The sequence below is a fragment of the Streptomyces panacea genome (assembly GCF_040560175.1).
Classification (GTDB): domain Bacteria; phylum Actinomycetota; class Actinomycetes; order Streptomycetales; family Streptomycetaceae; genus Streptomyces; species Streptomyces panacea.
The window spans coordinates 1-12,074 of sequence record NZ_JARJHW010000071.1; the positions used below are offsets into that span (position 1 = coordinate 1).

Consider the following 12,074-nt stretch of genomic DNA (forward strand, 5'->3'; position numbering starts at 1 on the left):
GACCGGTCCAGGGCGCCGAGGTGCTGGGGCGCTGGACGCGGAGGTGGCGGCGGGGGGTGCTCGGCGACGACCGGCGACGACTCGCGTCGACCCGCGCGGCTCGACGGAGCGGCGGACCGGCGAGGTCGCCGGGTGCCTTCAGGCGTCGGTGGGCCGTGGGCGGCCGGCGGTCAGCGACAGAGAGCGCTGGACGTGCGCCGCAGATCCACGTAGCGGCAGACCACACCGGGATGCGTCGTCTTCATGCGGCACATCCTGGCGTCAGATCTCGGCGCCTGTCAATGGACACCAATTGGTGTCTCATTGGGCGGGACGGCCTGTGACCGCAGATCAGGGACTCGCGGGACCGGGAAGGGTGACATCCGGACGCACCGCGGCTTCCTCCGGATGGAGCCACACGGGGCCGTTCCCGGTGTTCACCCGGACGGCGTGCGGCGGTGGCCAGGCTCCCTCCGTCAGCACCCGCCGCTCGGGCTCGGTCAGGCTCCGATGACGCTCCAACGCCCGCTCCGGGGACAGCGGTTCGGCGAACTTCGCCAGTTCCGGACGCAGCTCCCCGACGGCCGCCGCGTACTCCTCGAAAGGCCGCCAGCCGGGCACCGCGCGGTAGTTCGCGCCCGCGCGGAAGACCAGCGTGGGCAGCGCGTAGCGGTGCCCGCCGTCGAGGGTCTCCTTGGCCGCGCCGGGATGCGGCGACCCGCCCCCCACGGACAGGACTTCGGGCACCGGGCGGCGCGCCTCCGCGCGGTCGGCGCGGACCCGCTCCAGCACGTCGCCGGAAGCGGCGTCGGCCGCCAGGCGCCGCGGATCCAGCCCGGGTACACCGCGCGCCGCGGACAGCGCCAGCGCGGTGGTGTCCGCCGGATCGCCGAGTACGAAGACGCTCTCCCGCAGGCGCCGCAGCACGCGCTCGGCCACGTCGGCACCCTGGAACTCCGCGGCCTTGGCCACGAGCGAGGACGGCCAGGAGCCGGCCGCCACCCGCTTCAGCCGAAGCGGGCGGGGGGCGAGGGTGTGCGCGCTGATGTCCGTCACGTAGCGCGTGTACCAGGCGGTCTCCGCCGCCGGGTCGGGCGCCGGTTCGTCGTCGTGGTCGAAGAGGATCGCGTACGCGCGCCGCCAGCGGACCTCGCCGCTCAACGACGCCCGCAACTTGCGGAACGTGGGCTCGGATCCCCAGGCCCAGGGGCACATCGGGTCGGTGTACTCCACCACCTCCAGCACGGGTACGTGAGGTGCTTGTGGTCCACGGGGTGCTCGGGGCGCCTGCGTCACGCGGCGCCGACCCTGCTGTCCCGCCCGACCGCGCTCGCCGGCAGCAACGAGGCCAGGGTCCGTCCGCCCAGCACCGCCACCGCCTGGGCCTCGATCTGCCGCCACACCTCGGGCAGTGCCCCTGCGGGGCCGGGGTAGTCGAGCCCGGCCGGCGACTCGCCGCGCAGCGTGAGCACTTCGCCGTCGACGGCGCGCACGACGTCCAGCAGGGTGATGTCCTCGGCGGGCCTGCCGAGCCAGTAACCGCCCTCGCAGCCGCGCTGGCTGCGGACGAGACCCGCCCGTCGCAACTCACCGACCACGGACTTCAGGAAACGGAACGGAATCTTCTGCGAGGAGGCGATGGCCTCGCAGGTGAGCGGACGGGCGGGCTCACACGCGAGCTCCATCAGGGCGCGGGTGGCGTAGTCCGCCTTCGCGGAGATATGCATGACCACATCATGCCGGACGGTCCGCCGGGGGCGAGGGTTCCGCCGGTTCGGCCCTTCCATTGCGGCAACATTGCCGCAGGTGAAAGGTAATGGACATGTCTTGACATCCTTTCCGGAGCCGTCCTAACGTCCCGGCCATGAGCGAGCCGTTGACGACCCCCGGTGAGGGGTTCCACCCGCACCTCCCCGATGCTCCTGACCACCGTGCGGCGCCACTGCGCACCCGTCTGCACCACATCCGCGCGGACTCGCTCGACGGCGACACGGCGCAGACCGGCGGCATGCGCAGATTCTCGGCCATCAGCGGGAAGACCGTCGGCTCGGAGAAGCTGTGGATGGGCCAGACGCACGTGGCACCCGCGACCTCCTCGTCCGACCACCACCACGGCGAGTCGGAGACCGCCATCCATGTGATCGGCGGACACCCGGAGTTCGTCTTCCTGGACGACTCGGGCGACGAGCCGGAGGAGGTACGGCTGCGCACCGCACCCGGGGACTACATCTTCGTTCCGCCGTTCGTGCCGCACCGGGAGGAGAACCCCGATCCGACGGAGGAGGCGGTGGTCGTCATCGCCCGCAGTACCCAGGAGGCGATCGTGGTGAACCTTCCCCGGCTGTACGCGCTGCCGAAGGATCGGTGACCCACCCGCCCTCGGACGGCGTGGGCCTGCCCGGCGGACGTGAGTCTTCGAGCGCTCGCGTGCCAGGGGGACACCTGGTCGCCCTGGCACGCGCCGCCGCGCCCCGTGCCGCCGGCCCCGAACCAACTCACCCTGTGGGCACCGCTGTTGGCCGCGGGGCCGGTCAAGGCGAATCGGAGCGGGAGCGACCGGGACCCCGGCATCTGGTGGGGGAGTGCCGGTTCTGAAGGGAGGTGTTCGTCGTAGGGTGTGAGGCGGCCGAAAGCGGCCGATGCCCGAGGGAGCCTTGATATGACGCGGTATCTGATCTCGTTCGACGACGGCGCGATGGTCCTCGCCGAGGAGGAGTTGGCCGAGGCGTCCGTGGCCTCGCACGAGGTGGTGCGTGAGGCTCAGGAGGCCGGTGTGTGGGTCTTCGGCGGTGGACTGGAAAGCCAGCAGGCGAGCGTCGTGGCCACCGACGGCACCGTCACCAGTGGCCCGTACCCGGAGACCAAGGCCGTGGTCGGCGGGTTCTCGATCATCGATGTGCCCTCACGTGAGGACGCGTTGGAGTGGGCTGCCAAGATCGCTGCCGCGTGCCGCTGTGCGCAGGAGGTCCGGGAGATCATGCCCGACGTCTGATCAGCCGGTCCACGCCGCTCGTCGACCGGAGCAGGCACGCCGACGCCGGCCGGGTCAGATCACCAGCGGTGCCTCCGACCAGCGGCGGACCCGGTACGGGGCCCACCACAGGTGGTCGCCGAGACGCAGGACGAGCGTCTCGCCCATGAGGATGTCCAGGATCGGCCGCGGGATCGCGCCGTCGCGGGCGCCGTCGGTGAGGGTCCCGATGGCCTCGTGGTACTCCGGTTCGTCGATGGGTGAAGCGGCGCAGCTCGCCGTAGCGCCGGTCGCGCACCTGGATGAAGCCGGGCCCGTACCGGAAGACGCATTTGCGGATGTAGTACGCGTTGTGCCACGCGAGTGCCGTCGCGGCCGGGTCGGCGGTGGCGCGTACATCATCGGCTTGCGCGGCCACCGGTCGGCGAACACCCCCGCGACCGGTGAGACCACCAGTCCGCTGACAAGCGCCACCGACGTGACGAGTCCGGTGAGTGATGATCCGTAATGCCGGGCAATTGATCTACGCGCGTGTACCGATCTTGTCCAGCTCGGCGAACTCCTCGTCGGAGAGCGGGAGGCCCGCGCCGATGACGTTCTCGCGCAGGTGCTCCGCCGACGAAGTGCCGGGAATCAGCAGGATGTTCGGCGACCGCCGCAGCAGCCACGCCAGGGCGACCGACATCGGCGTCGAACCCAGCCGGGTGGCCACGGCCGAGAGCGCCGAGGACTGGAGCGGGTTGAAGCCGCCGAGCGGGAAGAAGGGCACGTAGGCGACGCCCGCATCGGCGAGCGTGTCGATCAGCTCGTCGTCCTGGCGGTAGGCGAGGTTGTACATGTTCTGCACGCACACGATGGGCGCGATCGCCCGCGCCTCGGCGACCTGTTCCGCCGTCGCGTTACTCACTCCGAGGTGCCGGATCAGACCCTGCCCCTGGAGCTCGACGAGTGTCTCGAACGCCTCGGCGAGCGAGCCGGACCGGGGCCCCTCGGCGTTGCCGAGCCGGAGGTTGACCACGTCGAGCGTCTCAAGTCCGAGGTTCTCAAGGTTCTCGTGGACGGAGCGGCGCAGATCTTCGGGCTCTCGCGCCGTGGGCCAGCCGCCCTGCTGATCGCGGGTGGCGCCGACCTTGGTCACGATGCGCAGCGACGCGGGGTACGGGTGCAGCGCTTCACGGATCAACTGGTTGGTCACGCGCGGCCCGTAGGCGTCGCTCGTGTCGATATGGGTGATTCCCAGGTCGGCGACCTCGCGGAGAACGGCGAGTGCGCGCTCATGGTCGGCCGGCGGCCCCATGACCCCGGGGCCGGCGAGCTGCATGGCGCCGTATCCGAACCGGGTGACGGTCAGGTCGCCGAGGGTCCAGGTGTCGCCGGGAAGTGAAGGGGAGGAGGTGCTCATGCCTGTGCCTTTCATGCTGGGGGTGTGGTGCCTAACGGCTCCTTGCGCCACTATGGGTAGGTAGCTTCCTGAAGGGAAGTAGGCACTCCGGAGTGCGTAAGGCACCCACGGGTTGAAGGGGCGGTCGATGGCATCGATGACGGAGGCCCAGAAGAGGGCGCGGGCCAAGGCCGAGTACGACGCTTTCCTGGCCGCGTGTCCCAGCCGCAAACTGCTCGACCGGATCTCCGACAAATGGGTCACGCTGATCCTGGCCGCACTGGGCAGCGACGGCTCGCATCGGTTCGGCGCCGACTGCGCCGGTGAGCCCCGTTCGATGCGCTACTCGGAGTTGCAGCGCCTGCTGGCCGGAGTCAGCCAGAAGATGCTGACTCAAACACTCCGTTCCCTGGAGCGTGACGGCCTCGTCACCCGCACCGTGGTGCCGACCGTGCCCGTCACGGTCTCCTACGAGTTGACCGACCTCGGTCTCTCCCTGCACCGGATGATGCGGGGCCTCAAGACCTGGGCCGAAACGCATATGGACGACGTACTCGCCAACCGCTCGACGTACGACACCCGCCCCGCCTGAACCGCCTGAACCGCCTGAAGGCGGCGCTCAGCCTCCTTCGAGTTCCCGGCGCAGGGTGGCGGCGATGCGGGTGAGCGCGGTCTCGAGGTGGCGGCGCTGAGCGGCGCTGAGCGGATCGAACACGAGCCGCTTCACCTGTGCGACGTGCTCCGGTGCGCTCTCGACGAGTTTCTGCCTGCCGGGGTCGGTCAGGGCGGCGAGGGTGTACCGACCGTCGCCGGGATCGGGGCGGCGGACGACCCAGTCGCGGGCTTCGAAGCGATCCATCACCTTCGACAGGCGGGGCTGAGTGCTGTCGCAGACCCTGGCCAGGTCGCTGAGCCGCATCGTGGCCTCGTCGGCCATGGACAGCTGGGCCAGCACCCCGTACTCGAAGTTGGAGATGCCCGCGTCTCGCTGCAACTGGCGGTCGAGGGCCGCCGGGAGGGCGATCACGACCGTGAGCAGCGCCTGCCACAGGTCCTGCTGGCCGTCGTCGAGCCAGGGCGACTGAGTGTCCATGAGTCCGATCATACTTGCCCGGGCAACTCGCATCACTTGCCTGGGCAACTCTTGATGGGCTAACTTTTCACTTGCCGAAGCAAGTGAAAACACTTGCCGAAGCAAGTGAAGGAGTCGATTTCGATGACCACCACGAGCAGCCTGGCCTCCCCGAACGGCCTCACTTCCCCCTTCCCGTCGCGCACACCGGCCGCCGCGTACGACGACCTCCTTGCCCGGGTCCTGCCGCAGGCGCGCGAGCAGCGGGTGTGGAACCCCTCCGACGGCCCCCTGCCCAGCCTCTTCGTCAGCCACGGCGCCCCGTTCACCCTCGACGATCCGCAGTGGCTCGGCGACCTCTTCGACTGGGCCCGGTCGATGCCCAAACCCCGGGCGATCGTCGTCATCTCGGCCCACTGGGAACGGGCACCGGTCGCGATATCCCGAGCCGCGGCCGGCACCCCGCTCCACTACGATTTCGCCGGCTTCCACCCCCGTTACAAGACGCTTCCCTACGCGACCCCGGACGCCACCGACCTGGCTCGGCGACTCACCGGCCTGCTGGGCCGGACGCCCGTGCACGAGTTCGCCGACCGCGGCCTCGACCACGGCGCCTTCATCCCGCTCATGGCCATGTACCCGGCGGCGGACGTCCCGGTCGTGCAGCTGTCGATGCCCAGCCTCGACCCCGGCGCTCTGCTCGAACTCGGGGCACGCCTGCGGCCCCTGCGCGAAGAAGGCATCCTCGTCCTGGGCTCGGGCTTCATGACGCACAGCTTCGCCGTCTTCCGCCGGCCGGAGCTCGCCGCCGAGACCACGGCCTTCGACGAATGGGCCGTCGACGCCCTCGCCCGGGGCGACATCGACGCCCTCACCGACTACCGCGACAAGGCGCCCGGCGCCGCGGTCGCGCATCCGACGGCCGACCATTTCGTCCCGCTGCTGCTGACCGTCGGCGCCGCCGATGACCCGGGCAGCGCCGTGAGCGCCATCGACCGCATGGTGATGGGCAATTCCACGCGATCGGTACGGCTGACCTGAGCGCCCCGACGCGCTTCACCTTCCCGCCTGATCGCCTCGTCCCTTGGCGACGACGTCAACACACCCTGGAGGAAAGTGCCATGAAGGCAATCCGTTTCCATGAGTTCGGCAGCAGCGAGGTCCTGCGCTACGAGGACGTCGACCGTCCCGTCCCCGGTACCGGACAGGTGCTGGTGCGGGTGGCGGCCACGTCGTTCAACCCGGTCGACGACCACATCCGCGCCGGTGTCCTGGCCGGGATGATACCGATCACCCTCCCGTACGTGCCGGGGATCGACCTGGCGGGCACCGTCGCCGAACTCGGCGCGGACGTGACCGGCCCGGAGGTCGGCGACCGGGTCGTGGCGATGCTGCCCCTCGACTCCGCCGGCGGCGCCGCCGAGTACGTGCTCGCCCCGGCCGAGTCCCTGGCCCCGGCGCCCCGGACGACCGGGCTGGTCGACGCCGCCGCGTTGCCGCTGACCGGCCTGGCGGCCTGGCAGACGGCGTTCGAGCTCGCGGAGCTGAAGCCCGGTCAGACCGTCCTGGTCAACGGGGCGGGGGGCGCGGTCGGCAGCCTCGTGGTGCAGCTCGCCGTCGACGCGGGAGCGCGTGTGACCGCGGTGGACGCGCCGCGGCACGCCGACCGTCTACGGGGCTACGGCGCGGACCGGGTCGTCGGCCCCCTCGCCCCCGACGCGGGCCCGGCCGCCGTGGGCGGTCCGTTCCAGGTCGTGGTGAACCATGTGCGCGCCTCCCCGGAGGAGCTCGCGCGGCTGACGAACTACGTCGCCGACGGCGGGGTCGCCGCCAGCACGGCCGGGCCGATTCCCGAGGACCCCGCCCGGGCGGTGCGCAGCGCGAGCCTGTGGGTCCGGAGCGACGGGGCTCAACTGGCCGAGCTGGTCGCCAAGTTGGATGCCGGCAAGCTCCGGCTCCACGTCACCGCCCACCGCCCGGTGGCCGAACTGGCCGCCGTGCACGAGGAAGCCGGCGCAGGGCGGCTGCCCGGCAAGACGGTCGTGCTCGTTCCCTGATCACACCCTGACCGCATCCGACCGGGCCGCCCGCCGTTCGTTCTCCCGCCGGTGGGCCGCCCGGTGGTTCGACGGCAGCACCACCCACGACCCGCCACCGGCTGTGGACCGCGACGGGGCACGCTGGATCAGTGCTGTCTGCTGGCCGCCGCGTGATGGCGAACCGCACACGTCGATCCGCGAAGGCGCCGCGTTCGCGGCCACTCAGTCGAGATCGAACTCGTTGCCCTCGATGTCCTGCATCACGAGGCACGACTCGTTGACGCCATCGGCACGCAGCAGCCGCACGCGTACCGCACCGAGCGCGATCAGTCGCGCGCATTCGGCCTCAAGCACGGCCAGGCGCTCCTCGCCCACGAGCCCGGTGCCGACCCGTACGTCGAGATGCAGCCGATTCTTGACGACCTTGCCTTCGGGAACGCGCTGGAAGAACAGCCGCGGGCCCACACCTGAGGGATCAACGCACGCGAACGCCGAACCTTGCCTCTCGGGCGACAGCGCCCGATTGAAATCGTCCCAACTGGCGAACCCCTCCGGTGGCGGCGGTACGACGTACCCCAACACCTCGCACCAGAAACGAGCGACACGCTCAGGTTCCGCGCAGTCGAAGGTGACTTGGAACTGCTTGATCGATGCCATCGGCCCATCGTAGAGGCGGTTCTTCCGCCGCGGTGTGACCGGCCGGAACCTGCTGCCGAGCTGCGCTCGGTCCAGCGACCGAGCCGGGCTCGCCCCCCGCCCGGCGGCGCGGTCAGCCCCCTTGGACTGAATGCCGGGCCGTGCGCTGCGCGAGCCATGCGTCAAAAGTCTGGCTGCCCCGGGGTCCCGGTCCGGCCGGGAGCTGGCCGTCGCCGGCCATGGCCGCGCCGGTGGCGCCGGGGATCTTCACGGGCAGGAGAAGCCGTCGCCGGCCCTGGGCGCGCAGCAGTCGGCTCACCATATCGACGAGCTGTTCGACGCGTGGTCCGGCGAGTTCGGGGGCCATGCCCTGCGCCGGGGCCAGGGCGAGCCGCACGAGATGCTGGGCCACCTCATGGGCCGCGACCGGCTGGGTCGTCATCCGGGGGACCACGGCGAGGAGCTTCGGTACCCGGTCTAGGGTCTGTTCCGCGAATTCGTGGAACTGGGTGGCGCGCAGGACCGTCCATGGAGTCGGCCCGTTCCTGACGACCTCCTCCTGGCGGAGTTTGCCCTGGTAGTAGCCGAGGCCGACACGGTCGATGCCGACAATCGACAACGCGACGTAGTGACTCACCCCGGCCCGCTCACAGGCGTCCAGCAGGTTGCGGCTGACGCTGTCGAAGAATGTGACGGCCTTCTTGGCGGAGGTGGTCGTCGTGTTGCTGACGTCGATGACCGTCTCCACACCTGTCATGGCGGCGTCGAGTCCCGCGCCGGTCGTGAGGTCCACACCATGTGAGCGTGACAGCACCACCGGTTCCTGCCCGGCCGCCGTCAGCTCATCGACCACATAACGTCCGACGAGTCCGGTTCCACCCGCTACTGCCACCCGCATGCCGGGCCTTCCCTCGGTGCTCATACCGCCGCCATGGTGCTCGTGGGTGTGGGTCAACGCGTGTTGCTGCTCTGTCGCTCGGGGAGGGCCGGCACCAGCAGCAGGACCGCCAGTACGACCAGCGTGGCCAGGAATACGACGTTGAGCACCTGGTCGCGCGTGTTGTACATGTCGAGGTGCTGTACGTGGTAGCTGAAGTGCAGCACGTTGAAGACCAGCCACGCCGCCCCCGTCGTCTGCACCAGCCGGGTGTTGTGCACGGATCGCAGCGCGATGATCGTCAGAAGGGCCAGCGCCAGGAACATGGCTCCGGTGTCCTTGGAGAGATGCTCGTTGTAGGGGCCCAGCTGGGGGAGCCAGCTGAGGCCGAAACCGGGGAAGTTGGCGTACCAGTTCGTCGGGGCGAAGTAGGCCCAGAAGCCTGTGTACAGCGCGGTCAGGGTCAGGATGCCGAGGCTGGCGTAACGGAATCTCGTGTTCATACCTGTAGGACGAGACAGCCCGCTCGAATGTGAGACGGGCTGTCACCCGATTGCGTCATGGAAGTTTTCGCGCAGCCCGGTGAGCGCGCCCGGCAGCCGGCTGGTGGTCTGTCCTATCCGCCCGGCGCCGGGGACGAGACAGAGGCCGCCGCCGGGGCCGGCAGTGTTTCCTCCGCGCGTGACCAGCGTCCGGCGAGTGCCGCGCAGACCATGAGCTGCATCTGGTGGTAGAGCATCAGCGGGAGCACCACCAGTGCGGCCCGTGTCCCGAACAGGACCGCGGCCATGGGCAGTCCGTTGGCCAGGCTTTTCTGGGACCCGCACAGGATCACCGCGATCGTGGAACGGCGGTCCAGTCCGGCGAGCCGGGCGGCGGCCCGGGTCGCGGTGAGCGCCAGGGCGAGCAGCACCGCGAGGACGGTCAGCAGACCGAGCAGCCGGTCGGGGGTGACGCGATTCCACACCCCCTGGGCCATCCCCGCGCTGAACGCCACATAGACGACCAGCAGGATGGAGCCCCGGTCCACCGGTCCGAGGACACGTTTGTGGCGGGCGACGAAGGCTCCCAGCCGGTGACGCAGCAACTGCCCGGCGATGAAGGGGGCGAGGAGTTGTCCTCCGATGCGGAGGAACCCTTCCGCGGAGAGACCGACCTCCGAGCCGATCAGCCACGCGGCGATCAGCGGGGTGGCCGCCAGCCCGATCAGGCTGGAGTACGTACCGGCGCAGATGGCGGCGGCGATGTCGCCGCGTGCCGCGGAGGTCAGGGCCACCGACGACTGGACGGTCGAGGGCACTGCGCAGAGGAACAGCACTCCGACGCCGAGTTGACCCGAGAGCCACTGTGGCGCCAGCCAGATGGCCACCAGCCCCAGTAAGGGGAACATGACGAAGGTCGCGAGCAGGATCAGCAGGTGGAGACGTACGCGCCGCAGGCCGGCGAGGGTCTCCCGGGTCGACAGCCGCACTCCGTAGAGGAAGAAGAGCAGAACGATGGCGTACTCGGAGGCGGTCCGCGAGGCATCCGCCGCCCGGCCTGTGGCGGGCAGCAGGGCGGCCAGCGCGACAGTGGCGGCGAGAGCCGCCACATAGGGGTCGACGAGGCGGAGCACCCGCGAACGGCGTGGCCGGCCGGGAGATCCCGTATCGGCAGGAAGGCGCGAGCGTCCTGGATCCGGTGGGGACGAGCGGCGAGGACCGCGTCCGGTGTCCTCCCGGCCGGCCGCGGTCACCCGGTGTCCTCGGACTCGTCGGTGGAGTCGTCGTCGGTGCTGTCCGGGTTGATCAAGGTGTCCATGAGATCCACCGCACTGCCGTCGTGGTCGCTGCCCGCGGTGCCGTCGCCGATCTCGAGATTCGCCGTCCGGTCGACTTCGAGCCAGGAGTCGGCGTGCGAGTTGTCGATCAGCACCAGACGGCGGTCCGAGCCTTCCGCCGCCGGGGCGCCGGCCGTCAGGACCGCGGCGGCCAGTGCCAGCACGGTGACGCCGCCCCGAGCGGCGGATCTGTGCCGCCGGGGCGCCGGGAAGGACGGCTCAACCGCACGGAGGGCCTGACGCATGCACCCGGTCATGCCGGAACGGCCTCTCGTACGTCGTGATGGCGGCTGATGTTCCTGGCCAGCAGTTCGGTGGACTCCCGGACACCGATACCGCCGCCGTCCCCCGCGTCCGGCAGACGCCCGTCCGCGAACTTCAGCTCGGCCAGGGCGGTGTCCATCGCACGGTGCGCGGCGAAGAGACAGGGCGTGCTGTAGATCGCCACGTCCACGGCGAGGTCCGTCAGCTCCGTGAGCGAGAGGCTGGGGGACTTGCCGCCGGCGATCTGGTTGAACAGCAGCGGTTTGTCACCGACGACCTGACGGATCCGCTGGATCCACTCGACGCTCCGTACCCCGTCGACCAGGACCACGTCCGCGTCGGTCGCGGCGAGTGCCTCCGCCCGGAGCAGGATGTCCGCCTCCTCCGTCGCGTCCGTGCGCGCCACCACGACCAGGTCCGTACGGCTGGCGAGCACCAGGTCCAGCTTGGCCAGATACTCGTCGAGGGGCAGCACCTGCTTGCCGTCCGCGTGCCCACATCTTCGTGGGCGCTTCTGGTCCTCCAGAATCACCCCGGAGGCCCCGATCCGCTCCAGCCGCTGCACCACGTGGCAGGCCACCTCGGGGTCGACGTACCCGTCGTCGATGTCCACCAGGAGGTGCTGGCGCGGAAACGCGCCGCGCAGCCGCTCCACGAATGCCACCATGTCCGGCCACGCGATGAACCCGATGTCCGGCAGGCCGTAGTGGGAAGCCGCGAAACCGAATCCGGAGACGAAGAATCCGTTGTAGTGCTGGGCCGCGACGGAGGCGGAATACATGTCGTAGATTCCGATCAGCGGCGTCGTCCCGGACGCCTTGATCTCTTTTCGCAGAGCGCTTCCGTAGGTCATGGCATTTCCTCCAGTGAGAACCATTCCGCCCCGGGACTTCACGGCCGGGGCGCGGCACCACCGGGCCGACTGCCCGGCGAGGTGCGACATTTCGGATAGTCGGATGAAAAGCTGAACGCGCAATCGCTTTTCTCCACCCGAAAGGAAAGCGGGACCGAACAGGAGTCCGCTTTGCCTTCGATT

General features: G+C 70.1%; 16 protein-coding genes and 1 pseudogene. 5 read left to right on the forward strand and 12 right to left on the reverse strand.

The annotated features are described in order from the left end of the window. Window positions 1-330 precede the first annotated feature (330 nt). Together P3L51_RS18340 and P3L51_RS18345 are read right to left on the reverse strand one after the other, a co-directional pair. Window positions 331-1,194 (reverse strand): DsbA family oxidoreductase, encoded by an 864-nt coding sequence (locus tag P3L51_RS18340; RefSeq protein ID WP_354606351.1) that lies wholly within the window; start codon window positions 1,192-1,194, stop codon window positions 331-333. A gap of 77 nt (window positions 1,195-1,271) precedes the next feature. Further along, a complete protein-coding gene (locus tag P3L51_RS18345) occupies window positions 1,272-1,706 on the reverse strand; it encodes an RrF2 family transcriptional regulator (RefSeq protein ID WP_354606322.1) in 435 nt (144 codons plus the stop codon). A 137-nt stretch (window positions 1,707-1,843) separates the two neighbouring features. On the opposite strand from P3L51_RS18345, the gene P3L51_RS18350 reads away from it, so the two are divergent. Next, the gene (locus P3L51_RS18350; protein ID WP_354606323.1) at window positions 1,844-2,347 is read left to right on the forward strand and encodes a cupin domain-containing protein; all 504 of its coding nucleotides are present in this window, start codon (window positions 1,844-1,846) and stop codon (window positions 2,345-2,347) included. A 291-nt stretch (window positions 2,348-2,638) separates the two neighbouring features. Beyond that, entirely contained in the window at window positions 2,639-2,971 is a 333-nt protein-coding gene (locus tag P3L51_RS18355) for a YciI family protein (RefSeq protein WP_354606324.1), read from the forward strand. A 54-nt stretch (window positions 2,972-3,025) separates the two neighbouring features. On the opposite strand, the gene P3L51_RS18360 is transcribed toward P3L51_RS18355, so the two are convergent. From P3L51_RS18360 to P3L51_RS18370, 3 genes and pseudogenes are all read right to left on the reverse strand, one after another. Next, window positions 3,026-3,208, reverse strand: a complete 183-nt coding sequence (locus P3L51_RS18360; protein WP_354606352.1) for a DUF5825 family protein — start codon at window positions 3,206-3,208, stop codon at window positions 3,026-3,028. Window positions 3,209-3,266: 58 nt separating this feature from the next. Next, window positions 3,267-3,368, reverse strand: a pseudogene (locus P3L51_RS18365) (hypothetical protein); the annotation flags it as partial. A gap of 105 nt (window positions 3,369-3,473) precedes the next feature. After that, on the reverse strand, window positions 3,474-4,352 hold the full coding sequence (locus tag P3L51_RS18370; RefSeq protein ID WP_354606325.1) for an aldo/keto reductase family oxidoreductase: 879 nt from the start codon (window positions 4,350-4,352) through the stop codon (window positions 3,474-3,476). 127 nt (window positions 4,353-4,479) lie between these two features. Between P3L51_RS18370 and P3L51_RS18375 the strand changes: the two genes are divergently transcribed. After that, window positions 4,480-4,923, forward strand: coding sequence for a winged helix-turn-helix transcriptional regulator (locus P3L51_RS18375; RefSeq protein ID WP_354606326.1), 444 nt, complete (start codon window positions 4,480-4,482; stop codon window positions 4,921-4,923). Between the two features lie 27 nt (window positions 4,924-4,950). On the opposite strand, the gene P3L51_RS18380 is transcribed toward P3L51_RS18375, so the two are convergent. Continuing rightward, window positions 4,951-5,424, reverse strand: a complete 474-nt coding sequence (locus P3L51_RS18380; protein WP_354606327.1) for a MarR family winged helix-turn-helix transcriptional regulator — start codon at window positions 5,422-5,424, stop codon at window positions 4,951-4,953. Between the two features lie 270 nt (window positions 5,425-5,694). Here P3L51_RS18380 and P3L51_RS18385 point away from each other — a divergent pair, with 270 nt between their 5' ends. After that, entirely contained in the window at window positions 5,695-6,444 is a 750-nt protein-coding gene (locus P3L51_RS18385) for a DODA-type extradiol aromatic ring-opening family dioxygenase (RefSeq protein ID WP_435594479.1), read from the forward strand. Between the two features lie 80 nt (window positions 6,445-6,524). Next, window positions 6,525-7,460 (forward strand): NADP-dependent oxidoreductase, encoded by a 936-nt coding sequence (locus tag P3L51_RS18390; RefSeq protein WP_354606329.1) that lies wholly within the window; start codon window positions 6,525-6,527, stop codon window positions 7,458-7,460. A 204-nt stretch (window positions 7,461-7,664) separates the two neighbouring features. On the opposite strand, the gene P3L51_RS18395 is transcribed toward P3L51_RS18390, so the two are convergent. The 6 genes from P3L51_RS18395 to P3L51_RS18420 form a co-directional block, all read right to left on the reverse strand. Further along, window positions 7,665-8,099, reverse strand: a complete 435-nt coding sequence (locus tag P3L51_RS18395) for a VOC family protein (RefSeq protein ID WP_354606330.1) — start codon at window positions 8,097-8,099, stop codon at window positions 7,665-7,667. A gap of 112 nt (window positions 8,100-8,211) precedes the next feature. Then, the gene (locus P3L51_RS18400; RefSeq protein WP_354606331.1) at window positions 8,212-9,000 is read right to left on the reverse strand and encodes an SDR family oxidoreductase; all 789 of its coding nucleotides are present in this window, start codon (window positions 8,998-9,000) and stop codon (window positions 8,212-8,214) included. Between the two features lie 29 nt (window positions 9,001-9,029). Continuing rightward, window positions 9,030-9,458, reverse strand: coding sequence for a hypothetical protein (locus P3L51_RS18405; protein WP_354606332.1), 429 nt, complete (start codon window positions 9,456-9,458; stop codon window positions 9,030-9,032). Between the two features lie 113 nt (window positions 9,459-9,571). Beyond that, on the reverse strand, window positions 9,572-10,570 hold the full coding sequence (locus P3L51_RS18410; protein WP_354606333.1) for a bile acid:sodium symporter family protein: 999 nt from the start codon (window positions 10,568-10,570) through the stop codon (window positions 9,572-9,574). Between the two features lie 116 nt (window positions 10,571-10,686). Further along, window positions 10,687-11,019, reverse strand: coding sequence for a hypothetical protein (locus P3L51_RS18415; protein WP_354606334.1), 333 nt, complete (start codon window positions 11,017-11,019; stop codon window positions 10,687-10,689). A gap of 8 nt (window positions 11,020-11,027) precedes the next feature. Beyond that, a complete protein-coding gene (locus P3L51_RS18420; RefSeq protein ID WP_354606335.1) occupies window positions 11,028-11,891 on the reverse strand; it encodes an isocitrate lyase/PEP mutase family protein in 864 nt (287 codons plus the stop codon). Window positions 11,892-12,074 lie beyond the last annotated feature (183 nt).

What these genes read in the sequence shown, in the direction of transcription:
- P3L51_RS18340 (WP_354606351.1), bottom strand. Translation starts at nt 1,194, where the DNA reads ATGTGCCCCTGGGCCTGGGGATCCGAGCCCACGTTCCGCAAGTTGCGG.
- P3L51_RS18345 (WP_354606322.1), bottom strand. Translation starts at nt 1,706, where the DNA reads ATGCATATCTCCGCGAAGGCGGACTACGCCACCCGCGCCCTGATGGAG.
- P3L51_RS18350 (WP_354606323.1), top strand. Translation starts at nt 1,844, where the DNA reads ATGAGCGAGCCGTTGACGACCCCCGGTGAGGGGTTCCACCCGCACCTC.
- P3L51_RS18355 (WP_354606324.1), top strand. Translation starts at nt 2,639, where the DNA reads ATGACGCGGTATCTGATCTCGTTCGACGACGGCGCGATGGTCCTCGCC.
- P3L51_RS18370 (WP_354606325.1), bottom strand. Translation starts at nt 4,352, where the DNA reads ATGAGCACCTCCTCCCCTTCACTTCCCGGCGACACCTGGACCCTCGGC.
- P3L51_RS18375 (WP_354606326.1), top strand. Translation starts at nt 4,480, where the DNA reads ATGGCATCGATGACGGAGGCCCAGAAGAGGGCGCGGGCCAAGGCCGAG.
- P3L51_RS18380 (WP_354606327.1), bottom strand. Translation starts at nt 5,424, where the DNA reads ATGGACACTCAGTCGCCCTGGCTCGACGACGGCCAGCAGGACCTGTGG.
- P3L51_RS18390 (WP_354606329.1), top strand. Translation starts at nt 6,525, where the DNA reads ATGAAGGCAATCCGTTTCCATGAGTTCGGCAGCAGCGAGGTCCTGCGC.
- P3L51_RS18395 (WP_354606330.1), bottom strand. Translation starts at nt 8,099, where the DNA reads ATGGCATCGATCAAGCAGTTCCAAGTCACCTTCGACTGCGCGGAACCT.
- P3L51_RS18400 (WP_354606331.1), bottom strand. Translation starts at nt 9,000, where the DNA reads ATGAGCACCGAGGGAAGGCCCGGCATGCGGGTGGCAGTAGCGGGTGGA.
- P3L51_RS18405 (WP_354606332.1), bottom strand. Translation starts at nt 9,458, where the DNA reads ATGAACACGAGATTCCGTTACGCCAGCCTCGGCATCCTGACCCTGACC.
- P3L51_RS18415 (WP_354606334.1), bottom strand. Translation starts at nt 11,019, where the DNA reads ATGCGTCAGGCCCTCCGTGCGGTTGAGCCGTCCTTCCCGGCGCCCCGG.
- P3L51_RS18420 (WP_354606335.1), bottom strand. Translation starts at nt 11,891, where the DNA reads ATGACCTACGGAAGCGCTCTGCGAAAAGAGATCAAGGCGTCCGGGACG.